General features: G+C 71.4%; 21 protein-coding genes. 9 read left to right on the top strand and 12 right to left on the bottom strand.

The features are described 5' to 3' along the window. Nucleotides 1–122: 122 nt before the first annotated feature. Genes ACWGJM_RS25910 through ACWGJM_RS25900 form a run of 3 tightly spaced genes read right to left on the bottom strand, consistent with a single transcriptional unit; the run spans nt 123 to nt 3,504 of the window. Nucleotides 123–872 (bottom strand): succinate dehydrogenase/fumarate reductase iron-sulfur subunit, encoded by a 750-nt coding sequence (locus tag ACWGJM_RS25910; protein ID WP_453414094.1) that lies wholly within the window; start codon nt 870–872, stop codon nt 123–125. Then, entirely contained in the window at nt 869–2,830 is a 1,962-nt protein-coding gene (locus tag ACWGJM_RS25905) for a fumarate reductase/succinate dehydrogenase flavoprotein subunit (protein WP_453414093.1), read from the bottom strand. Before ACWGJM_RS25905 ends, ACWGJM_RS25910 begins: the two co-directional genes overlap by 4 nt. Before the next feature lie 2 nt (nt 2,831–2,832). Next, entirely contained in the window at nt 2,833–3,504 is a 672-nt protein-coding gene (locus tag ACWGJM_RS25900; RefSeq protein ID WP_453414138.1) for a succinate dehydrogenase, read from the bottom strand. Between the two features lie 120 nt (nt 3,505–3,624). On the opposite strand from ACWGJM_RS25900, the gene ACWGJM_RS25895 reads away from it, so the two are divergent. Next, nucleotides 3,625–4,509, top strand: coding sequence for a LysR family transcriptional regulator (locus tag ACWGJM_RS25895; protein ID WP_453414092.1), 885 nt, complete (start codon nt 3,625–3,627; stop codon nt 4,507–4,509). Nucleotides 4,510–4,564: 55 nt separating this feature from the next. Here ACWGJM_RS25895 and ACWGJM_RS25890 read toward each other — a convergent pair whose 3' ends face one another. The 4 genes from ACWGJM_RS25890 to ACWGJM_RS25875 all read right to left on the bottom strand — a co-directional run bounded on the left by ACWGJM_RS25890 (nt 4,565) and on the right by ACWGJM_RS25875 (nt 9,140). Beyond that, nucleotides 4,565–4,948 (bottom strand): nuclear transport factor 2 family protein, encoded by a 384-nt coding sequence (locus ACWGJM_RS25890; protein WP_453414091.1) that lies wholly within the window; start codon nt 4,946–4,948, stop codon nt 4,565–4,567. Between the two features lie 6 nt (nt 4,949–4,954). After that, nucleotides 4,955–7,099: a putative bifunctional diguanylate cyclase/phosphodiesterase gene (locus ACWGJM_RS25885; protein WP_453414090.1), complete on the bottom strand. Its 2,145-nt coding sequence runs from the start codon at nt 7,097–7,099 to the stop codon at nt 4,955–4,957. Further along, nucleotides 7,096–7,908, bottom strand: coding sequence for an SAM-dependent methyltransferase (locus ACWGJM_RS25880; RefSeq protein ID WP_453414089.1), 813 nt, complete (start codon nt 7,906–7,908; stop codon nt 7,096–7,098). Before ACWGJM_RS25880 ends, ACWGJM_RS25885 begins: the two co-directional genes overlap by 4 nt. 242 nt (nt 7,909–8,150) lie before the next feature. Further along, nucleotides 8,151–9,140, bottom strand: coding sequence for an SCO0930 family lipoprotein (locus ACWGJM_RS25875; RefSeq protein WP_453414088.1), 990 nt, complete (start codon nt 9,138–9,140; stop codon nt 8,151–8,153). Nucleotides 9,141–9,381: 241 nt separating this feature from the next. Between ACWGJM_RS25875 and ACWGJM_RS25870 the strand changes: the two genes are divergently transcribed. Next, the gene (locus ACWGJM_RS25870) at nt 9,382–9,978 is read left to right on the top strand and encodes a hypothetical protein (protein ID WP_453414087.1); all 597 of its coding nucleotides are present in this window, start codon (nt 9,382–9,384) and stop codon (nt 9,976–9,978) included. A gap of 25 nt (nt 9,979–10,003) precedes the next feature. After that, nucleotides 10,004–10,768: a bestrophin-like domain gene (locus ACWGJM_RS25865; protein ID WP_453414086.1), complete on the top strand. Its 765-nt coding sequence runs from the start codon at nt 10,004–10,006 to the stop codon at nt 10,766–10,768. Nucleotides 10,769–10,854: 86 nt separating this feature from the next. On the opposite strand, the gene ACWGJM_RS25860 is transcribed toward ACWGJM_RS25865, so the two are convergent. Continuing rightward, nucleotides 10,855–11,655: a hypothetical protein gene (locus ACWGJM_RS25860; RefSeq protein WP_453414085.1), complete on the bottom strand. Its 801-nt coding sequence runs from the start codon at nt 11,653–11,655 to the stop codon at nt 10,855–10,857. 334 nt (nt 11,656–11,989) lie between these two features. Here ACWGJM_RS25860 and ACWGJM_RS25855 point away from each other — a divergent pair, with 334 nt between their 5' ends. After that, the gene (locus ACWGJM_RS25855) at nt 11,990–12,661 is read left to right on the top strand and encodes a class F sortase (RefSeq protein WP_453414084.1); all 672 of its coding nucleotides are present in this window, start codon (nt 11,990–11,992) and stop codon (nt 12,659–12,661) included. A 19-nt stretch (nt 12,662–12,680) separates the two neighbouring features. Here the strand turns inward: ACWGJM_RS25855 and ACWGJM_RS25850 are convergent, their stop codons facing one another. Continuing rightward, complete coding sequence (locus ACWGJM_RS25850; protein WP_453414083.1) at nt 12,681–13,523, bottom strand: polysaccharide deacetylase family protein; 843 nt, start codon at nt 13,521–13,523, stop codon at nt 12,681–12,683. A gap of 172 nt (nt 13,524–13,695) precedes the next feature. Here ACWGJM_RS25850 and ACWGJM_RS25845 point away from each other — a divergent pair, with 172 nt between their 5' ends. After that, the gene (locus ACWGJM_RS25845) at nt 13,696–14,157 is read left to right on the top strand and encodes a universal stress protein (protein WP_453414082.1); all 462 of its coding nucleotides are present in this window, start codon (nt 13,696–13,698) and stop codon (nt 14,155–14,157) included. Here the strand turns inward: ACWGJM_RS25845 and ACWGJM_RS25840 are convergent. Further along, a complete protein-coding gene (locus tag ACWGJM_RS25840) occupies nt 14,093–15,346 on the bottom strand; it encodes an MFS transporter (RefSeq protein WP_453414081.1) in 1,254 nt (417 codons plus the stop codon). The genes ACWGJM_RS25845 and ACWGJM_RS25840 overlap by 65 nt on opposite strands. A gap of 424 nt (nt 15,347–15,770) precedes the next feature. Here ACWGJM_RS25840 and ACWGJM_RS25835 point away from each other — a divergent pair, with 424 nt between their 5' ends. Then, a complete protein-coding gene (locus ACWGJM_RS25835; RefSeq protein WP_453414080.1) occupies nt 15,771–17,210 on the top strand; it encodes an amino acid permease in 1,440 nt (479 codons plus the stop codon). Between the two features lie 14 nt (nt 17,211–17,224). On the opposite strand, the gene ACWGJM_RS25830 is transcribed toward ACWGJM_RS25835, so the two are convergent. Continuing rightward, the gene (locus ACWGJM_RS25830; RefSeq protein ID WP_453414079.1) at nt 17,225–18,397 is read right to left on the bottom strand and encodes a CapA family protein; all 1,173 of its coding nucleotides are present in this window, start codon (nt 18,395–18,397) and stop codon (nt 17,225–17,227) included. A gap of 212 nt (nt 18,398–18,609) precedes the next feature. On the opposite strand from ACWGJM_RS25830, the gene ACWGJM_RS25825 reads away from it, so the two are divergent. From ACWGJM_RS25825 to ACWGJM_RS25815, 3 genes are all read left to right on the top strand, one after another. Further along, on the top strand, nt 18,610–19,158 hold the full coding sequence (locus ACWGJM_RS25825) for a sigma-70 family RNA polymerase sigma factor (protein WP_453414078.1): 549 nt from the start codon (nt 18,610–18,612) through the stop codon (nt 19,156–19,158). Between the two features lie 140 nt (nt 19,159–19,298). Continuing rightward, nucleotides 19,299–19,814 carry a hypothetical protein gene (locus tag ACWGJM_RS25820; protein WP_453414077.1) on the top strand — a complete coding sequence of 172 codons (516 nt, stop codon included), beginning with the start codon at nt 19,299–19,301 and terminating at the stop codon, nt 19,812–19,814. 152 nt (nt 19,815–19,966) lie between these two features. Beyond that, the gene (locus tag ACWGJM_RS25815) at nt 19,967–20,632 is read left to right on the top strand and encodes a zf-HC2 domain-containing protein (RefSeq protein WP_453414076.1); all 666 of its coding nucleotides are present in this window, start codon (nt 19,967–19,969) and stop codon (nt 20,630–20,632) included. 15 nt (nt 20,633–20,647) lie between these two features. Here the strand turns inward: ACWGJM_RS25815 and ACWGJM_RS25810 are convergent, their stop codons facing one another. After that, nucleotides 20,648–21,511 carry an Fpg/Nei family DNA glycosylase gene (locus ACWGJM_RS25810; protein ID WP_453414075.1) on the bottom strand — a complete coding sequence of 288 codons (864 nt, stop codon included), beginning with the start codon at nt 21,509–21,511 and terminating at the stop codon, nt 20,648–20,650. Between the last annotated feature and the right edge of the window lie 365 nt (nt 21,512–21,876).

Below are 21,876 nucleotides of genomic sequence, written 5' to 3'. Positions count from 1 at the left end.
CGGCGGGACCGCTCGGACGCGGCCCGCTCCCCCAAGTTCTTCCGATGCCGGTTGGCGACCGCGTGACCGAAGCCAGGAGAGTGGATGTGCGGATGTTGAACGGCGCACATCCCGGCGCGGTGCTACCGCTTCGCCGCCTTCCGCGTGGCCCGCAGCCACTCCTTGTTCATGCTGGTGATGGACATGAGGGGGATGCCCTTGGGGCAGGCGGTCGCGCACTCACCGGTGAGCGTGCACCCGCCGAAGCCCTCCTCGTCCATCTGCGCCACCATGTCCAGCACCCGGGTCTCCCGCTCGGGCGCGCCCTGCGGCAGCACGTTCAGGTGGTTGACCTTGGCGGAGGTGAACAGCATCGCCGCCCCGTTGGGGCACGCGGCGACGCACGCCCCGCAGCCGATGCACTCCGCGTGCTCGAAGGCGAGGTCGGCGTCCGGCTTGGGCACCGGCGTGGCGTGCGCCTCCGGCGCGGATCCGGTCGGCGCGGTGACGTATCCGCCGGCCTGGATGATCCGGTCGAACGCCGACCGGTCCACCACCAGGTCCTTGATCACCGGGAACGCGGCCGCCCGCCACGGCTCGATGTCGATCGTGTCGCCGTCCCGGAAGGACCGCATGTGCAGCTGGCAGGTGGTGGTGCGCTCCGGGCCGTGCGCGTCCCCGTTGATGACGAGGGAGCACGCGCCGCAGATGCCCTCGCGGCAGTCGTGGTCGAAGGCGACGGGGTCCTCGCCCTTGAGGATGAGCTCCTCGTTGAGGGTGTCGAGCATCTCCAGGAAGGACATGTCGGAGGAGATGCCGTCCACCTCGTAGGTGGACATGGCGCCTTCGGCGCCGGCGTTCTGCTGCCGCCAGACGCGCAGGGTGAGCTTCATGCGTAGCTCCGCTGGGTGGGGTGGACGTACTCGAAGACCAGGTCTTCCTTGTGCAGGGTCGGGGCCTCACCCGTACCCGTGAACTCCCAGGCGGCCGCGTAGGAGAACTCGTCGTCCTTGCGGGCGGCCTCGCCGTCGGGGGTCTGGGACTCCTCGCGGAAGTGACCGCCGCAGGACTCGGTGCGGTGCAGCGCGTCGAGGCACATCAGCTCGGCGAGCTCGAGGTAGTCGACGATCCGGTTGGCCTTCTCCAGCGACTGGTTGAACTCCTCGCCGGTGCCGGGCACCTTGATCCGGCGCCAGAACTCCTCACGGATCTGCGGGATCCGCTCCAGGGCCTTGCGCAGCCCGGCGTCGGTGCGGGCCATGCCGCAGAACTCCCACATCAGTTCGCCGAGTTCACGGTGGAAGGAGTCGGGGGTGCGGTCGCCGTCGACGGCCAGGAGCAGATTGAGCCGGTCCTCGGTGTCGGCCAGGACCTGCTGCACGACCGGGTGCTCGGCGGTGACCTCGCCCTGGTGCGGGTGGCGGGCCAGGTAGTCGTTGATCGTCGCCGGGAGCACGAAGTAGCCGTCCGCCAGGCCCTGCATCAGCGCGGACGCGCCGAGCCGGTTGGCGCCGTGGTCGGAGAAGTTGGCCTCGCCGACCGCGAACAGGCCCGGGACGGTGGTCTGGAGGTCGTAGTCGACCCAGAGGCCGCCCATCGTGTAGTGCACGGCGGGGTAGATGCGCATCGGCACCTCGTACGGATCCTCGTCGGTGATCCGCTGGTACATGTCGAAGAGGTTTCCGTACTTGGCCTCGACGGCCCCCCGGCCCATGCGCTCGATGGCGTCGGCGAAGTCCAGGTACACGCCCTGTCCGCCGGGGCCGACGCCCCTGCCCTCGTCGCAGACGTTCTTCGCGGCGCGGGAGGCGATGTCGCGCGGGACCAGGTTGCCGAAGGACGGGTAGATGCGCTCCAGGTAGTAGTCGCGCTCGTCCTCGGGGATCTCGCGGGGCGGACGGTCGTCGCCCTTGGCCCTGGGCACCCAGATCCGGCCGTCGTTGCGCAGCGACTCACTCATCAGGGTGAGCTTGGACTGGTGGTCGCCGGTGCGTGGGATGCAGGTGGGGTGGATCTGGGTGAAGCACGGGTTGGCGAAGTACGCGCCTCGCCGGTGCGCCCGCCAGATCGCGGTGGCATTGGAGTTCATGGCGTTCGTCGACAGGTAGAAGACGTTGCCGTAGCCGCCGCTGGCCAGTACGACGGCGTCGGCGAAGTACGTGCTGGTCTTCCCGGTGATCAGGTCCCGGGCCACGATCCCGCGCGCCCGGCCGTCGACGACGATCAGGTCCAGCATCTCGGTGCGCGGATGCATCTCGACGTTGCCCGCGGCGATCTGCCTGCTGAGGGCCTGGTACGCGCCCAGCAGCAGCTGCTGGCCGGTCTGCCCACGGGCGTAGAAGGTGCGCGAGACCTGGACGCCGCCGAAGGAGCGGGTGTCGAGCAGGCCGCCGTACTCGCGGGCGAAGGGCACGCCCTGCGCCACGCACTGGTCGATGATCTCCACGGAGATCTGGGCGAGCCGGTGGACGTTGGACTCGCGGGCCCGGAAGTCGCCGCCCTTGACGGTGTCGTAGAAGAGGCGGTGGATGGAGTCGCCGTCGTTGCGGTAGTTCTTCGCCGCGTTGATGCCGCCCTGCGCGGCGATCGAGTGGGCCCGGCGCGGGGAGTCCTGGTAGCAGAACTGGACGACGTGGTAGCCCTGTTCGGCGAGCGTGGCGCCGGCCGAGCCGCCCGCGAGGCCGGTGCCGACCACGATGACGGTGTGCTTGCGCCGGTTGGCGGGGTTGACCAGCTTGGCCTCGAAGCGGCGCCTGTCCCAGCGCTCGCCCACGGGGCCGGACGGGGCCTTGGTGTCGACGACCGGCTCACCGGTCGCGTACTCGGCGTATTCAGCGTATTGAGCACTCATGTTCAGCTCACCACTCCGGTCATGACGCCCACGGGTACGGCGATGAAGCCGGCCGTGAGCAGCAGCGCGAGGACGTCGCCGATGGTCTTCAGGGCGCGGTCGCGGCTGCGGCTGCCGACGCCGAGGGTCTGGGCCGCGCTCCAGAAGCCGTGCCGGATGTGCAGGCCGAGCGCGAGCATCGCGACGATGTAGACGACGTTGCCGTACCAGGTGGAGAAGGTGTCCACGACGTTCTGGTACGGGTGCCCCTCCTGGAAGCCGCCCGGGTGCACGGTGCCGGTGGTCAGGTCCAGGACGTGCCAGACGATGAACAGTCCGAGGATGACCCCGCCCCAGCGCATGGTCCGCGTCGCGTAGCTCGCCCGCGGCTTCTTGTGCACGTACTTGCTGGGGCGTGCCCGGATGTCACGGCGGCTGAGCTGGTAGGCGGAGGTGGCGTGGGCGGCCACGGCGACGACAAGGACGACGCGGACGAGCCACAGCGTCCACTCGTAGTGCATGAACGGCTCGCCGACGGTGCGCAGCCAGTGCGCGTAGTGGTTGAACTCCCCTGCCCCGAAGAAGATCTTCAGGTTGCCGATCACGTGGGCGACCAGGTACAGCAGCATGATCAGGCCGCTGACGGCCATCACGGTCTTCTTGCCGACGGTCGAGTCCCACACGGTGCGTGCCATGGACGGCCGTCGGTCCGTCCGCGTTGCCAGTGCCATGGCACAAGACGCTAGAGCGGCGCATACCCATCGGTCCAAGACATGGTCCGGCTCGTTTCGATAGAGAACGGCTATGATGGGCGGGTGCAGTTCCAGCAGCTCCAGTACTTCGTCGCGGTCGCCGAGACCCGGCACTTCACCCGGGCCGCCGATCTGGTCCACGTGGCGCAGCCGTCGCTGTCGCAGCAGATCAAGGCGCTGGAGCGGGAGCTCGGGGCGGATCTTTTCCTGCGGGCGCGGGGCAACATCACACTGACCGACGCCGGCGAGGCGCTGCTGCCGCTGGCCCGGCGGATCCTGGCCGACGCGGACACCGCCCGGCACGAGGTGCAGGAGCTGGTGCAGCTGCGCAGCGGCCGGGTCCGGCTGGGCGCCACCCCGAGCCTGTGCACCGGTCTGCTGCCGGACGTGCTGCGCGCCTTCCACGACCGGTATCCCGGCATCCGGCTGCTGGTCGAGGAGGGCGGCTCCCACGACCTGGTACGGGAGCTCGCGCGCGGCGCCCTGGACCTCGCCCTGGTCGTGCTCCCGCTGCCGACGCCGTCGCCGGCGCTGAACACGGTGGAGCTGCTGCGCGAGGACCTGGTGGTCGTGTCGTCACCGGAGGCGCCGGCGCCGGGCCGGGGCGGCCGGTACGTCGGCGTCGCCGACCTGGAGGGTGAGCGGCTGGTGATGTTCCGGCACGGCTACGACCTGCGGGAGCTGACCGTGGCCGCCTGCCGCACCGCCGGGTTCGAGCCGGACTTCGCGGTGGAGGGCGGCGAGATGGACGCCGTGCTGGGGTTCGTACGGGCGGGGCTGGGGGTGGCCGTCGTACCGCGCATGGTCGCGACGAGGTCCGGACAGGGACTGCGGGTCACTCCGCTGGCCCGTCCGGGCCTGCACCGCACGATCGCGCTGGCCCACCGCAGCGACGTGGCTCCACCCCGGGCCGCGAGGGAGTTGCAGCGGATGCTGCTGGAGCGGTGAGGCTCCGCCGGACGCGCCTTCCCGGAAGCACCGCGCCCCTGCCGGGGCGCATCGGTCAGGCCGTGTCCGGAGGTACCGGGGTGCCCTGGTGGTAGTACAAGCGCCAGCCCGTCTCCTCGTCGCGCTTGCGCCAGAGGGAACTGCGGCGGGCACGCCGTCCGTCGAAGACGGTCTCGAAGGTGAGGTGCACCAGGCCGGGTGCCAGCAGGACGCCGCTGATCTCCGACGGCTCGTAACGCGGGCCCTCCGCCGAGCTGCCCGGCTTGTCGGGCAGGCCGGCGATCGTCTTCTCGTACGTGTAACACCGCCCGGAGGCGCCGACCTCGGTGAACTCCGGATCCAGCAGCTCCGAGGCGAGGGCACGCGAGGATCGCACCGTGGGGTTCATGAGCCGGAGCTCCCCCTCGATGGCCTCCTGCACATCGTTTCCGTCACTCATGAGCAGTCACCCCGTCGCGTCCACCAGTGCCAGGTCGTGCAGCCGCTCCGGCGGGCCCGGGCGGGCGTAGTACCAGCCCTGGGCGGTGTCGCAGCCGAGTACCCGCAGCTGCTCGGCCTGCGCACCGGTCTCCACGCCCTCCACCGTGACCGCGAGGTCGAGACTGTGGGCGAGGGAGACGATCCCCTCGACGATCTTCAGGTCGACGGGGTCGGCCGGGAACCGCTGCATGCTCTGGGTGAACGAGCGGTCCAGCTTGAGGATGCTCACCGGCAGGCGGCGCAGGTTGGCGAGGTTGGAGTACCCCGTGCCGAAGTCGTCGAGGGCGATGTCGACGCCCATCTCGTGCAGTCGGCGCAGGGGTTTGAGCAGGTCGTCGTCGGCGCCGATGAGCGCGGACTCGGTGACCTCCAGGCACAGCGAGTCCGGGGCGATGCCGATCCGCTCGAGGATGTCCACCGTGTCCTGCACCAGCCCGGGGTGGGTCAGCTGGCACGGCGAGAGGTTGACGTTGATGCGCAGCGGACCGGAGGCCGCCCGGTCGCCGTACCGTTCTCGCCAGTCGCGGGCCTGCCGCACGGACTCCTCCAGCACCCAGCGGCCGAGCGGCACGATCAGGCCGGTGTGCTCGGCGAGCGGGATGAACCGGTCCGGGCCGAGCACGCCGTGCTGCGGGTGCAGCCAGCGCACCAGCGCCTCCGCGCCGCGCACGCTGCCGTCGCCGAGGTGCACCAGCGGCTGGTACTCGATGAAGAACTCGCCCCGGTCCAGGGCCGTGGGCAGGGCCGTGGTCAGCCCGTGGCGGGTGATGGCGCGGGCGTCGGCCTCCGGGTCGGCGAGCTCGAAGCGGTTGCCGCCCGCCGACTTGGCCCGGTACATGGTGATGTCGGCGCTGCGCAGCACCTCCGCCGGGGTCCGCTCCCCCGCCGGGCCCTCGACGATGCCGATGCTGCCGCGCACCAGCAGGTCACGTCCGTCGATGCTGACCGGGGTGACCAGCGCGTGCATGATGCGCTCGGCGAGCTCGTCGACCTCCTGCTCGGTGCCGGGCCCGGTGGTCAGCGCCACGAACTCGTCGCCGCCGAGCCGGGCGACCATCTCGCCGGGCGCGGTCGCGCAGGACTGGAGCCGGTCGGCGACCTCCACCAGCAGCCGGTCCCCGGCCGCGTGACCGAGGCTGTCGTTGATGGTCTTGAAGCCGTCCAGGTCGAGGTAGCACAGCCCGAAGCGCTGGCCCTCGCCCGCGTTCAGCGCCTTCTCCAGGCGTTCGAAGAACAGCGTGCGGTTGGGCAGGCCGGTGAGCGCGTCATGGGTGGCCTCGTAGCGCAGCCGGAGGTTGAGCAGCCGCCGCTCGGTGGTGTCCTCCATGAGGGCGAGCTGGTACTGCGGGTCGCCGTCGGCGTCGCGCAGCAGGGAGACCGTCAGGTTGGTCCACAGGGCCGTCCCGTCCGGGCGGTAGAACGGCTTCTCCACGTGGTAGTGCTCGCGGTCGCCGCGCACGAGTTCGTCGTAGAGCTTCCAGACGTGCGACGCGTCCTCGGGGTGCGTCCACTCCATGACGTTGCGGCCGCGCACCGCCTGCTCGGAGCCTCCGAACATGCGCAGCAGCGCGGTGTTGACCTGGAGGATGTTGCCGTCCAGGTCGGCGATGCCGATCCCTATCGCGGCGCCCTCGAAGACCGCGCGGAAGCGGGCCTCGCTGGCGTGCAGCGCCTGCGCCACCACGCCCTGCGCCCTGAGCGCCGCCTGGGCGATGGCCTCCTGCTCGGCCAGGGTGCGCTCCCTGAGCGCGTGCGCGAACCCGGCGGCCATCGCGTGCTGGAGCCGCGAGGAACGCATCCTGAGCTCGTCCTGGGGGCCGTCCGCACCGCAGTAGAGCACCAGGTAGGCGTCGACGCAGTCCAGGGTGCGGCTGAGCGCCTCGGGATCGGTGCAGTGGGCCTGGATCAGCGCCGCGCCGACCGCCCTGCCCTCGTCCGCGTCGAAGCTGCGCGCCCGCACCACCTCGCTCAGCCGGCGCGCGAGCGGCAGCAGTTGCTCCTCGAACTCGGGCCGGGTCAGCGACGTCGAGGTCACCGGGAACACCGCCCGGCTCCAGATGGTCGCGAACCGGCGAAGTCTGTCCTCCGGCCCGTCCGGCTCCGCGCTCACGCCGTGCGCCCCACGCCGGCGAATCCGGAGAAGGCGTAGGGATCCTCCTCCTCCGGCGGCGTCTGAGGCCGCCAGTGCGGCATCGGCACCAGTCCGGGTTCCACCATGTCGTACCCCTCGAAGAACCGCGCGATCTCGTCGCGCGAGCGCATGATCAGCGGATTGCGAATGCCCTTGTACACGTCCACCGCGCCCTCGGCCCGCTCGGCGGCGACGGGGATTCCCTCGTACGAGGCATGGGTGAGGATCAGCAGGCTGCCGGGCGCGAGCGCCTCGCTCAGCCGGGCCACCGCACCGCAGGGGTCGTCCGCGTCTTCCACGAAGTGCAGTATGGCAACGAGGAGCAGGGCCACTGGCCGATTCAGGTCGATCAGTGCCTCGACCTGGGGGCTGGCCAGGATCTCGTCGGGCTTGCGGAGGTCGGCGGCGACCACACCCGTGCCGGTGTTGCCCGCCAGGACCGCCTCGGTGTGCGACACGGCCACCGGATCGTGGTCCACGTACACCACGCGTGCGCCCTCGGTGGCCGCCTGAGCCACCTCGTGGACGCTGCCGAACGTGGGTATGCCGGAGCCGATGTCGAGGAACTGGGTGATGCCCTCGGCGCAGGCGTAGCGCACGGCGCGGCGCAGGAACGCCCGGTTCGCCTGCATGATCTTGGGGAGTCCCGGCATGAACTCCAGGGCCTTGCGGGCCGCTTCCCGGTCGACCTCGAAGTTGTACGAACCGCCCAGGTAGTAGTCGTAGATGCGCGCGACGCTCGGCACCGAGATGTCGATGCTCCGTGGAGCCCAGGCGGGACGTTCCATGTATCTCTCCAAGGCGTAGGCGATCCGGTGTTCGAGCTGAGGCTACTGATCGCCCGCCAAAGGAGCGACCCGAAACGGAAATTGACCATCCGTTCCCGGTCACGGCCTGCGGTGTGTGCCGGTGCGGTGCCACCACGTGGGCGCCCGGCACAGCGGTCCGCCCCCTCCGTGCGGTGCGGAGGGGGCGGACCACTGGCCGGGCGCCTGTTGTCGTCGTGCGATCAACCCTGGGGAGGTGATGACTACTTCGACGGGGCGCCGACCAGCTTGCCGGTCGGCGAGACGGCGTACCACGTGCCGCCCACGCCCTGACCGTTGGTGTCCCCGGCTGCCTTGTCGCCGGAGAAGGTGTAGATCGGCCAGCAGTCGACCGTCATCTGCTTCTGGCCGTTGTCGGTACGGGCGAAGCCCATCAGGCCCTTCTTCTCGACACCCTTGGTGTCATTGGCGTTGACCTCCGCGACGGCCGGCCACTTCTCCAGGCAGGCGCCGGTGCAGTTCGAGACGGGCTTCGGCCACGCCTTGTCCTTGATGAAGCGGTAGACCGTCATGCCGTTCTTGTCGACGATGATGTCGCCGAGCTTGGCGTCCTTGCGCACGGACAGGCCGGGCAGGTCCGAGAGGGTCGCCTTCTTGCCGTTGGGGGCCAGCGCGAACCACTTGCCGCCCACACCCTGGCCGTTGACGTCACCGGCGTTGACGTCCTTGGCGTAACGGTAGGCCGGCCAGCCGCCGATGGTCAGCTGCTTGGTGCCGTCCGGGCGGGTGACCTCGCCCAGCAGCGCCTTGTCGATGCCGGCGCCGGCCTCGGCGTCGTCCGCGGGGACGGGCGGCCAGGTGGTGGCGCAGTCGCCTTCGCAGTTCGACTTGGGCGGGTTGGCGGTGTCCTTGTCGAAACGGTAGAGGGTGAGGCCGGCGCCGTCGGTCAGGACCTTGCCGAGATCCGGGTTGCCGGCGACCGTCAGCTTGCCCGCGGGCTCCACCGCGGCGGGGGAAGCACTGCTCTGCTGCCCGTCGGCGCCGTAGCCGTTGCCCGCACCGGTGCCCGTACCGGTCCCGGTGCCGGTACCCGTCCCGGTGCCGACGCCGCCAGACGTCGCCGGGGCCGTGGCGCCGACGTTCTGGGCCGCCGACGACGGGGTCGTGGAATTGTCCTGACCGCACGCCGTCGTCAGCGCCAGCACCGACGCGGCTGTCGCCATCAGTGAGGCGCTCCGCCAGGAGGTCTTCATCGCTAACTCCCCATAATCGCCTGGATATTGCAGCGCCTGCTGCGCCGCCGCACGACACTGGGTACGGACGGGACCGGCGGAAGTGTTCAACGGGCGCACAAATTTCTTTCGGAACTCTGTGCCTGCCGGGGTCCGCGACTGCTTCCGGTGGACAAACCACCCCGGGCCGTTTGTCCCCCCTTCGGGCCAATCCGCCCGCTCTGCGGCTTACGGGGCCCCGCGACGCCTCATGATCTCCGTCGTGCATGGACCCGAACCGACCCGACTCTCGGCCGCCGCAAGGGCGTTGGCTCTGGCCGCGCTGACCTGGGGGCTCGTGGGCTGTCCGGTCGGCACGGCGGCGGCCGACGCCTGCGCGTCCGCCTCGACGGGCCCGGACGGCACGTGGGCGGTGGCCGTCGCCGGAGACTCCTGGCCGACGCCCCCGGCCTGCCCGACGCCCACTCCCCCGCCCTGCCCGACGCCGACCCCGACACCCACCCCGACCCCGACGCCCGTGCCACCCAAGCCCACCCCCACGCCCGAACCACCCCCGCCCCCGGCCCCGCCGAAGGCGAAGCCCACTCCGGCCCCGGCCCCCAGGCCGAAGCCGAAGCCGCCTCCTCCCACCCCGGCGCCACCCCCGCCGAAGCCCACACCCACACCGCCACCGCCACCGCCGAAGCCGACCCCGCCGCCCAGGCCCGCCCCGCACCCCTCGCCGGCCCCGGTGAGCTATCCGCGGTACCAGCCGCAGCCGCCCCACCACCCGTCGCACGGCGGCACCTCTCCCGTCACCTACGTCCTGCTCATCACCGTGCCCGCGGTGGTCGCCGTCGCCGCGCTGCGCCCGCGTTGACGCGCCGAACCCTTGGAGGAGTCCATTGTCGGAATGGCTTGTTCTCGCCCTCGCGATGCTGGCCGCGTGCGCCGTGGTGGTCGTCATCACCCTGGTACGGCACCGCAGGGCACCGGAGGACGAGGACCCCAACGACACCCCCGACGTCATCGAGTACATGACGATGTGGATCGGCGTCGTGTACGCCATCGTGCTGGGCCTGGCCATCGCCGGGGTGTGGGAGGCCCGCAGCACCGCCCAGGACCACGTGCAGACGGAGGCCCAGGCGCTGCACGAGATCTCCGAACGGGTCCGGGTCTATCCGCCCGACGTCCGTGACCACATTCGAGCCGATGTCAACGCCTATGTCGGACACGTCGTCACCACCGAGTGGAAGACCATGTCCGACCACGGCCGCGTCACCGCGCGCGGTACCGAGCTGCTGGAGCGCGTCCGCGAGGACGTCACCGACTACCAGCCCAAGACGGACTTCCAGGCGCAGGCCTACCAGCCGCTCGTCGACCAGGTGGCCGCCGCCGACCAGGCGCGCAACGCCCGGGCGGGCTCGACCGGCTCGACCATGCCGGGCGTGGTCTGGTTCGGGCTCCTGACCGGTGCCGTGGTCACCATCTGCATGGTCTTCGCCTTGCAGATCAGGCGCACGGCACGCGAACTGGTGCTCGCGGGGCTGTTCTCCGCGCTGATCGCCTTCCTGCTCTTCCTGATCTGGGACTTCGACGCGCCCTACAGCCGGGGCATCGCGGCCTCGGCGGAACCGTTCCTGAGTCTCTTCCCGAACATCAGGGGATGACCTGACGGGCTCTCGCCCCGGCTCCGTCGGGAGTCCGGGGCGAAAGCCCGTCAGGCCGGGTCCCGGTCCGCGCCCGGGGTGCCGGGTCAGATCCGCTTCTCGTTGCGTCGGCGCAGCACGTACACGCCTCCGCCGACCACGGCCGAGGCGACCAGCGCGCCACCGATGGCCATGTCGGCCGCCGTAGCCCCGGAGGAGCTGCTGCCGCCGACCCCGCCCAGTACGCCGCCGATCACGGTGAACGCCGTCGGGTTGGTCAGGGTACGGCCGTTGCAGTTGACCCTGATCTCGTCCGCGCCGGGGCGGACGCCGCTGTTGACCGTCGCGATGCCCCTCGAGACGTTGTTGCCGATCCCCGTCAGCGTGGCGCTGCCGAAGGCGGGCGAGGTCATGCTTCCGCCGTTGCACCCCTCGACCGTGACGGTGAGCCGTCCGCCCGGGGCGATAGCGCTGGGCGAGGCGACGATGTTGCGCGTGCCGAAATTGTTCCCGGTGCCCGGGAGGGTGCCATTGCCCGGGAGGATGCCGTTGCTCGAAAGGCTGCCGTTGCCGGTGATGTTGCCCGGGAAGTTCCCGTTCCCCTGGAGATTGCCGGTGCCCGGAAGACTGCCGTTGCCCGGGAAATTCCCGTTGCCCTGGATATTGTTGTGGCCGTGACCGCCGAAGTTGTCGCGGCCCTGGTTTCCGAAGCCGTCACGCCCCTGACCGCCGATGTTGTTACGCCCCTGACCGGCGAACGGGTCGATGACCACGCCGCTCACACCGCCCAGGTCGTTGTTGCTCGTCACGCCCCCGTTGCCCATGCCGTCCGCGACGGCCACGGGGGCTGTGAGCCCGATGACGGCGACCGCTGTGCACGCGGTCGCCAGGGCACGAGAGTTGCGCATGTGATCCTCCGCGGGAGGCGTTCCGGGGTCCGTCCCCGGACGATCGGCGAGAAAGCACCTCCCGCATAGACCCTGAGGCGCGCGGAACACGCCCGCATGTCGAGAATGGTCCGTCCGGGTGAGACAGCACCCCCCGAGAAAAGCGCATCGTCGGATAATTGTGCAGGTCACGGGCCATCAGAAAATTTCTCGGAACGGCAACTCGGATGGCGCACGGACAATCCGTTCGGGCCACCCGTTCGCCCGCCGCCCCGTCGCCGGGCGCGCCCGGGGGACTTAGCGTTTTCCCATGCGCGAGGGACGTGGTGACGGCCGTGTCGAGAGAGGATGGCGAATGTCTGCGTCCGACCCGGCCGCACTGGCCGAAGAGGAGGCGCGGCGGAAGAAGCGCGCCCCCTGGGGCGTGATAGCGCTGGTTCTGCTGACCGGACTGGCGCTGATCCGCAACGGCTCGGGAGAGTTCGACACGGGCCCGCCGCAGCCCGCCTCGGCGGCGGCCGCGGACAGCGGTGCGGGCGCCGGCGCCTTCGCGGACTCCCCCGCCCCGCTGGCGTTCTCCATGGTCGACCGGGTGAGGATCCCCGCGATCCAGGTCGACGCCCCGGTCGTCCCGGTCGGTCTGGACTCGGACGGCTGGGTCGGCGCGCCGCCCCCGGACAACCCCAACCTGGCCGGCTGGTTCACCGGTGCGGTGTCCCCCGGCGAGAAGGGCACGGCCGTCATCGTCGGCCACGTCGACAACCAGCAGGGCCCCGCCGTGTTCTACGGGCTGGGGGCCCTGAAGAAGGGCAACCGGATCGAGGTGGCCCGCCAGGACGGAAAGATCGCGGTGTTCGAGATCTACGGCGTCGAGGTCTTCGCGAAGAGGGACTTCCCGGGCGACCGCGTCTACGCGTCGAAGGGCACACCGGAACTCAGGGTCATCACGTGCGGCGGAGGTTTCTCCAAGCAGAACGGCTACGACGGCAATGTCGTCGTGTTCGCCCGCCTGACCGAGGTCCGCTGAGCGCCTTCGGCGCATCCGGTCAACCGCGGCGCCGGCGGGGGACGGTGATGTGGTAGCCGGAGTCCAGGAGGTACGGCAGATACGTGCGCAGCGCCTGGACGCTCTGCGAGCGGTCGCCCCCGGCGTCGTGGGAGAGCACCACGACCCCGGGGCCGGCGCCGCTCTCGACCCGGTCGACGACGGTGCGGGTGCCGGGGGTCGTCCAGTCGAGGCTGTCGACCGTCCAGGCGAGCGGCTCCATGCCCATCTCGGCCCCCAGCTGGAAGGCCGCGCGGTTCCAGGCGCCGTAGGGGGCGCGGAACCACTGGGGACGCTCGCCGTAGGCGTCCTCGATGACGTCGCTGGTGCGCTCCATCTCGTCACGGATCTCCGCCCTGTCCAGCAGGGTGAGCTGCGGGTGGGTCCAGGTGTGGTTGCCCACGATGTGCCCGGCGTCGGCCATCCGCGCCAGCAGTTCCTTGTTGTCGACGGCCATCTCGCCGCATACGAAGAACATCGCGTGGACGTCGTACTTCGCCAGGGTGTCCAGGATGTGCGGGGTGTAGTGGGGGTCCGGTCCGTCGTCGAAGGTCAGCACCATGGTCCGGCCGCGTACGGGGAACTCCATGATGGGTTCACGGCGCACCGCGAGCCGTCCGGGCCGGGCGCGCGGCGGCGCGTCTCCGGTCAGCGGCTGGAGGCGGTAGGCGGACGGCTTGAGCGCGGCGCGCGCCTGCGGGCCGGCGGCGGGCCCCGCACCGGCCCATACGGGTTCCTCCCCGCCCGTCCCCGCGATGAACAGTCCGGCCGTCCCCGCGGCCCCCACGACGGCGGCGCCGGCGAGGAGAGCCTGGCGGCGCGTGAGCAACTGGTCCTTCGTCATGACTCATCAGTCGCCCGGACGCCGTCGGCGCACCACGACGACACTGGTGCGGCGGCACGAAAGCACTCGCCCGGCCCAGCCGTGTCCGGCCGAACGCGGGACCCGGTGACCGCGGGCCCGGCACCGGACTCCGGCACCGGCGTGCCGCACAGGTTCCGATAACCTCGCAGCCGTGACGGAACAGCACTCCCACCAGTTCGAACGGGGCACGGACGGGCCCAAGGTCATCGTCGCCGGCGTGGACGGCTCCGAGTCCTCGCTCAGGGCCGCCGCCTACGCGGGTGGTCTCGCGCGGCGGCAGCACGCCCTGCTCGCGGTCGTGTACGTACAGCCGGTGATGGCTGCGGGCGCGGCCCTCGGGGTGCCGGTGTCGGAGACGACCGACGAGATCGCCGAGGACCTGGCCGCCCAGATCCGGGAGGCGGCGGAGCGCGTCAAGGGCATCTACGACGTCCGCTGGGAGTTCCACACCTTCCGCGGCGACCCCTTCAACGGCCTGGTGAAGGCGGCGGACGACCTGAAGGCCGACGCCGTGGTCGTCGGTGCCTCGGAACAGGCCGGCCACCGCATCATCGGCTCGGTGGCGATCCGGCTGGTGAAGGCGGGGCGGTGGCCGGTGACGGTCGTTCCGTAGCCTCGCCGGGGCCTCGCCACAGCAGTGGCGGGGTCGCGAGGAGCAGGACGCCGGCGAGGGCGATGGCGGTGCGCGGGCCGGTGAGGCCGGCCAGCAGGCCCCACAGCGCCGTCAGGGCGGCGGTGGTGGCCTTGCCGGTGACCGACCAGGCGGACAGGGTGCGGACGACCCGGTCGTCCGGCGTGCGCTCCAGGCGGCGGGTGGCATACACCGGGCTGTAGACGCCCGAGCAGGTGATCACCCCGAGCTCCACGGTCATCACCAGCAGCAGTCCGGGCAGCCCGGGCCGGACGAAGGCCAGCCCGAGGGGCCAGACGGCGCGCAGGGTGCCCGCGGCGCGCAGCACACGCAACTGCCCGTGGCGGGCGACGAGCGGTCGGGCCAGCCGGGCGCCGAGGAGGCCGCCCAGGCAGGGCACGGCGAAGGCGAGGCCGTACTGCCAGGGGGCGAAGCCGAGCGGGCCGAGCATGAGGACGGCCAGCGGCGGCACGGCGACCATGATCAGAGCGTTGGCCGCGAGGTTGTTGAAGAACAGCGGCCGCAGGTCCGCGCTGGTGAGGATGTGCCGCCAGCCGTCGAGCAGGTCGGCGGCCCGCAGGCGTTCCGCCTCCCCGCGCTCGGGGTGCCGCTCGCCGCCGCCGACGGCCCGGATGCCGAGCGCCGACAGCAGAAAGCTGACCGCGTTCGCCACGACCGTCGTGACCGGGCCGAACAGGCCGATCGCGGCGCCGCCGAGGGGCGGTCCGAGAACCAGCGCGGTCCAGTTCGTCGACTCCAACCGGGCGTTCGCGGTGAGCAGTTGGTCGGCCGGTACGAGGCTCTTCAGAAAAGCGCCGGAGGCCGCGTTGAAGGTGATGTCGGCTGCCGCGACGATCATGGAGACGAGCAGCAGCTGACCGAGGCCGAGCCCGCCGAGCGCGTAGGCGGCGGGGATCGTCAGCAACGCGGCGAACCTGATCAGGTCCATGCCCATCATCACCGGCCGCTTGCGCCGGAACTCCACCCACGGTCCGAGGGGCACCGCCGCCACGGCGCCCACGGCGGGCCCGGTCGCGGCGAGCAGCGCCACCTCGGCGGCCCCGGCGTGCAGCACGAGGACCGCGATCACCGAGAACGCGTCGAAGGCGAGCCAGGTACCGACCGCACTCACCGAGTACGCGGCCCACAGCCACCCGAACCGCCGTCCCATGCACGACCTCCCCGTTGCCCCGGGACATGAAATCGGGCGGGTGGCCGCCTGATCAAACAACTTCCGGGCCCCCAGTCACAACCCGGGGTTGTACGGTGACGCGTGGGCCGCCTCCTACGCCTCCCTCGCCGCCGAGTTCGCCTCACCATCGACTCCGCGGGCCCCGATTTCACTCTGGTCCAGGCGCCGAGCACGACCGCGGACGCATCCCCCCGCGCGACCCGACCCCCGTCCACCCGCACCCCCTGCTGTGGGCCGCCGCCGACCCGCGCCCCGGCCCGGCCGTCCGCGGGGCCGGGTCTGGACGCCGGCGTGGGCGGACCCCGACGCCTCCGTGCGCGGGGGGCGGTGGGGTCACTCCGGCGCGCCACTGAGCCGTCATGATCCGCCGTCAGCCGTTACGGTGGGCGAAGAGGTGAGGCGCATGGCCAGGCTCCGCGCGGGTGAAGGCATTCTCCGCCGCAAACCCATCGAACACATCGAGGAGACCGAGCTCGGCGAGGGCCCCCGCCTCGACAGATCGCTCGGTCTGGGGCAGCTCACCGCGATCGGCGTGGGCGGCATCATCGGGGCCGGCATCTTCACCCTGGCCGGCACGGTGGCCAACGGCACGGCGGGGCCGGCGGTGCTGGTCTCCTTCCTCATCGCCGGTCTCGCCAGCGCCTGCGCCGCCCTGTCGTACGCCGAGTTCGCGGGGCTGATCCCGAAGGCGGGCTCCGCCTACACCTACGGTTACGCGGTGCTCGGCGAGTTCGCGGGCTGGTTCATCGGCTGGGACCTGCTGCTGGAGTACACCGCGATCGTGGCGGTGGTGGCGATCGGCATCTCCGGGTACTTCGGGTTCCTGGTCGAGGAGTTGGGCGCGCACCTGCCCGCCTGGATGCTGGGAGCGCCTGGCACCGGGGCCGGGCACCGGGTCGACCTGTTCGCCGCGATCCTGTGCGTCCTCATCGCCTGGCTGCTGAACCAGGGCATCCGCAGCGCGGCCCGCTTCGAGACGTTCGTGGTGGTGGTGAAGGTGCTGGTGGTGCTGGTGGTGATCGGCGTGGGCGTGTTCCACATCGACTCCGCGAACTACCACCCGTTCTTCCCGTTCGGGGTCAGCGGGGCGTTCACCGGTGCGGCGACCGTGTTCTTCGCGGTCTTCGGCTACGACGCGATGTCGACGGCGGCCGAGGAGTCGCGGGATGCCCAGCGGCACATGCCGAAGGCGATCATCTACTCGCTGGCGATCTCGATGGTCCTGTACGTGGCGGCCTGCCTGGTGCTGACCGGTATGCAGAACTACAAGGACATCGACCCGGAGAGCGGCTTCTCGTCGGCGTTCAAGTCGGTGGGGCTGAGGGGGCTCGCGGACGTGATCGCGGTGGGCGCGATCATCGGCATCCTCACGGTGATGTTCACCTTCATGCTGGGTGTCACCCGGGTCTGGTTCTCCATGTCCCGCGACGGGCTGCTGCCCCAGTGGTTCGCCAAGACGCACCCGACGCGGCACGTGCCGACCCGGGTCACGTGGATCGTCGGGGCGGCGTCGGCCCTGATCGCCGGGTTCGTCCCGATCGGGCAGGCGGCCGAGCTGACCAACATCGGCATCCTGCTGGCGTTCGTGGTGGTGTGCACCGCGGTCATCGTGCTGCGCTACCGGCAGCCGGACCTGCCGCGCGGCTTCCGCACACCGTGGATGCCGTTCGTGCCGGCGCTGGGGGTCGTCTTCTCGATCTGGCTGATCACGTTCCTCCAGTGGCAGACGTGGGTGCGGTTCGCCGTGTGGTTCGTGGTGGGCTGCGTGATCTACTTCGGCTATTCGTACCGGCGGTCGGCGCTGGCACGGAGTACGCCGGCGGAGGGTCAGGACAGGCCCTGAGGGCGCTCGCGGTGTCACCGGCCCATCACCAGGCCGTCCTTCGCCGCGCCGCGGGCGAGCACCGTGTCGCGGATCTCGTCGCGCACACCGGTCAGGTCGGCGCCGCCGGCGATCGCCTGGCCGAGGTCGACCACCCGGCCGGCGTCGAGGTCGTACATCTGCGGGACGAACTCGGCGCGGGTGACCTCCCAGCGGCCGCCGGGACGGGCCGGCGGGGTGAAGGTGAAGCGGCCGAGGGTGGACTCGTTGCCGCTCCGGTTGCGGGTGCTCCTGTCGTCCGGCGGGGCGCCGGTGACCTGGTCGCCCAGGCCATAGGCCACCCAGGTGCCGTTGACCTTCTCATAGGCCTGCGGGACGTGGGCGCCGGTGCCGAGGACGAGGTCGATGTCGGGGCGGCCGCCCGTGCGCGCGGCGGTGAGCCGTTTGGCGAGGGTGAGCTGCCGCTGGTCGGGGGTGTCCTGCCCCTCGGTTCCCCAGTGCAGGGAGACGACGACCACGTCGGCGCCGGCCTGCCGGGCGGCGCGGGCGTCGGCGAGGACGCGGTCCTCGTCGATCAGGTCGACGGCCCAGGGCTGCCCCGGGGGCAGCCGGATGGCGTCGGTGGCGTACGTGTACGCGAGGTGCGCGACCTTCGCCGGGCCCGCGCGCAGGATCACGGGGATGCGCGCCTCGGCCTCGGTGCGCGCGGTCCCGGCATGCCGCAGGCCTGCCCTGTCCATGGCGTCCAGGGTGCGCCGGATGGCGGCGGGGCCACTGTCGGTGGCCTGGTCGGAGGCGGTGGAGCAGCTGTCGTAACCGGTGGCGACGAGCGCCTCGGCCAGCTCCGGCGGGGACTCGAAGCCGGGACGTCCGCCGGTGCCGGGCTTCGCGCCCTGGACGGTCTCCAGGTGACACAGTGCCAGGTCGGCCGTGTAGACGGCGCCTTGGGCGCCGGCCAGCATCGGGCGGAAGTCGTGGCCGGTGCCGCGGGCGTCGAAGCCGGCCCGGTCGACGGCGGCACCGTCCGGCTGGACGGCGCCGGAGGCGACCAGGGTGAAACCGGGCGCGACAGCGGGCGGCGCGGGCCGTCCCGGCCGTGCCGACGGGCCCGGCGGGCCCGGCTCGTGCCGCATCTGGGCCTGGCAGGCGGCGCCCCCTGCGAGGAGTGCGGTCAGCGCCAGGGCCACCTGCCGTCTGAGTGCGATCATCAGCTCACCCCATGGTTATCGCATTTACAGATAAATAGGTATGAAGCTGGACGGTGTCGCAAACGGCTCCGGCGTCCTCGTTGAGCCGTCCGGTGTCACGGCGGCAGCGGAGCGGACCGTTCGTCGGACCGTTCGTCGACGCGATCGACCGTCCGTCGCAGATCCCCGTGCGCCCCCTGTCCCCGGGCCCGGCCCTGCGGTGCCATACGGCCATGACGGCCGGAACCACCCTGCCCACCGGGACGACGACCGCCGAGCACGAGCTCGCCGCGCTCCAGCGCGAGCACGGCCGACCGCTCTTCGCGCTGCTGCTGAGGCTGTGCGACGGGGACCGGCAGCGCGCCGAGGACCTCGTGCAGGAGACCCTGGTACGCGCCTGGCAGCATCCCGAGGCGCTGCGCGCCGACGACTTCGACTCCGTACGGCCCTGGCTGCTGACCGTGGGCCGGCGGCTCGCCATCGACGCCCGCCGGGCCCGGCAGGCACGGCCGCCGGAGGTCGGCGACGCGGTGCTGGAGAACGCCCGGGTGATCGGCGACCACGCCGAGCGGGCGGCCGCGATGCTCGATGTGCGCGAGGCTGTGAAGACACTCACTCCGCAGCACCGTGAAGTCCTGGTGCTCGTGTATTTCCAAGGGGCGAGTGTTGCGGAGGCCGCGGAAACCCTCGGGATTCCGCCCGGTACCGTGAAGTCCCGCGCGTATTACGCGCTGCGCGCCCTGCGTCGGGTGCTTCCGGGGTACGCGGCCGACCTGCGATGAAACCTCCTCGGAGCAAAGGCTTCGCAAAGCGCCTTGCTGAGGACCCCGGTTGAGCAATCAGCTGTCTTCATCCGTGTTCCGGACTGGGGGTTCGGGCGACGCGCGCACGTACCGCACGTACCGGAGGAAGGCAGGAAGGGATGCTGCACAGAGGCCAAGAGGGCACGCCCGGCGCCGGCGGCGGTGAACTGACCGTCCCCATGGCTTGGCTGTACGCCGAGTACATCGCCGACGAGCTGCTGCGGACCGGTGACCTGATGCCGCCGACGTCCTTCGAGTTCCGGGCCGGCCGGGACGCGCTGGCGCTGACCGTCTTCCTGTCCGACACCGACGGCGAGCTCTCCGGCATCCGGGTCGTCTCCCAGCTGGAGACCTGGCTGTCGCTGACGGCGTACGACCAGCCGTGGCAGGACTGGGTGCGCGAGCGCATGGCGCAGCTCGCCGCCGAGACGGCCGGGGCGGACACCCCGTCGCCGGACCTGGCGCTGGCCGCGGAGGCCTGGCGATGGCTGGAGGAGACCGAGCTGCTCGCGCCCGATCTGGACGCCGTGCCGGGCGGCGGGCCGGTGGTCGGCGAGGACGACGGACCGAAGGTCTGGACACCCGCGTGGCGGCTCGGACTGCCGCTCGGACACCTCGCCATCCATCTGTTCTGAACTTTTTTCGAAGACGGACCAATCCGCGTGCCCGGCCGTTACGAATCCGTTGGTTACGATTCTGTACGCGCCTTGAGTGATTCCTCTGTCCGGTGCGTACGGGTGGGAGCAAGGAGTAACCCCACCCGCACCCATCGGCATGAGGATTCGGCATGAGGTCCCTGGAACGGCATCGCGACGTCGGCGCTTATGCGCTCGGCGTGCTCGACGAGGCGGAGGCTTTCCGTTTCGAGGACCACCTCATGGAGTGCCCCCAGTGCGCGGCACACGTGACCGAATTCGGGCCCGCGGCCCGGCAGTTGCTGCTGTACCGGCGGGCGACCCCGCGCTTCGTGCACCCCATGGCACAGCCCGGCCCCCGGATGCTGGACGGCCTGCTGGCCGCGGTGTCCACCCGGCGGCGGGCCGGCCGCCGGCGCTTCCTGTACGGCCTGGCCGCCTCGGTGGTGTTCGCCGTGGCCGGTCCCGGAATCGCCATGTACGCGAGCCACGGGAGCGGCACCGGCGGCGCCACGGCGCAGGTCATGGCGGCGACCGACGCGCACTCGGGTGTGTGGGCCCAGGTCACGGTCAAGGACGACGAACACGGCAGCGACGTGCAGCTGAAGATCAAGGACGGCGTCGGCTCCCGCTCCTGCCGCCTCATCGCCGTAGGCCGTGACGGCTCGGAGCAGGTCATCACCAGCTGGGCCCAGTCCGGCCACGGCGCCGGCATGGCCACCGTCGAGGGCGGCTCCTCGATGCACATGGGCGATGTCGCCACCTACGAGGTGCGCACCGCGGAGGGCCAGAAGCTGCTGACGCTGGACGCCGGGTAGAGCCTGTACGGGCGGCTACTTCAGCAGCCGTGACATCCTGCGGTCCGCGAGCGGCTTGCCGCCCGTCTGGCAGGTGGGGCAGTACTGGAGCGAGGAGTCGCTGAAGGAGACCTCGCGGATGGTGTCGCCGCAGACCGGGCAGGGCTCGCCGGTGCGGCCGTGCACCCTCAGGCCGCTCTTCTTCTCCGCCTTCAGCCGGCCGGCGGCCAGACCGCGGGAGCGTCCGACCGCCTCGATGAGGGTGGTGCGCAGGGCCGTGTGCAGGGTGCGCACCTCGTCCGGGGTGAGGGAGGCGGCCAGCTTGAAGGGGGACATGCGTGCCGCGTGCAGGATCTCGTCGCTGTAGGCGTTGCCCACGCCCGCGATGAGGCTCTGGTCGCGCAGGGCGCCCTTGAGCTGTCTGCGTTCGTCCTTCAGCAGGGCGGCGAGCCGGTCGGCGTCGAAGTCGTCGGCGAGCGGGTCCGGGCCGAGGCGGGCGATGCCCGGGACCTCCCGTGGATCGTGCACGACGTACACCGCGAGGCGCTTCTGCGTGCCGGCCTCGGTGAGGTCGAAGCCCTCGCCGGTCTCCAGGGCCACGCGCAGGGCGAGAGGGCCCTTGCCGGGGCGGGGCGGGCCGTCGGGGAGCCGCTCCTTCCACTGGAGCCAGCCGGCGCGGGCCAGGTGGGTGACCAGGCGGGGGCCGCCGTCCGTCGCGATGTCGAGGAACTTGCCGTGCCGCCGCACGGAGGTGACCTCGCGGCCCTCGAGAGCGGTGAGCGGCGGCTCGTACGTCTTCAGGACGCTGATCGCCACGGGCAGCACCCGCACCACCTCGTGGCCGACCAGGTGCTCGGCCAGGAAGTCCTTCAGCGCCTCGACCTCGGGCAGTTCCGGCATACGTCCAGAGTGCCATCCGGGACCCCTACGCTCAGCTCCGCCCCGGCACCGCGAACACGCACACACCACACGCACCTGCCGCCGCAAGCACCCGGAGGACATCCCGGACCCGCGGTCAGACCGGCCCCGGCACCGCGAACACGCCGGTCGACCAGCCGGACGGACGTACCTCCACCGAACACAGATCACCACGGGCAGCACCCGCAAGCGTCCAGAGCGCACCCCGGACCCGTACGCTCAGCCCCGCCCCGGCACCGCGAACACACACGCACCACACGCACCTGCCGCCGCAAGCACCCGGAGGACATCCCGGACCCGCGGTCAGACCGGCTCCGGCACCGTGAACTCGCCGGTCGACCAGCCGG

Source organism: Streptomyces sp. NPDC054834 (assembly GCF_053611185.1).
This window is presented reverse-complemented; position numbering and strand designations above follow the sequence as displayed.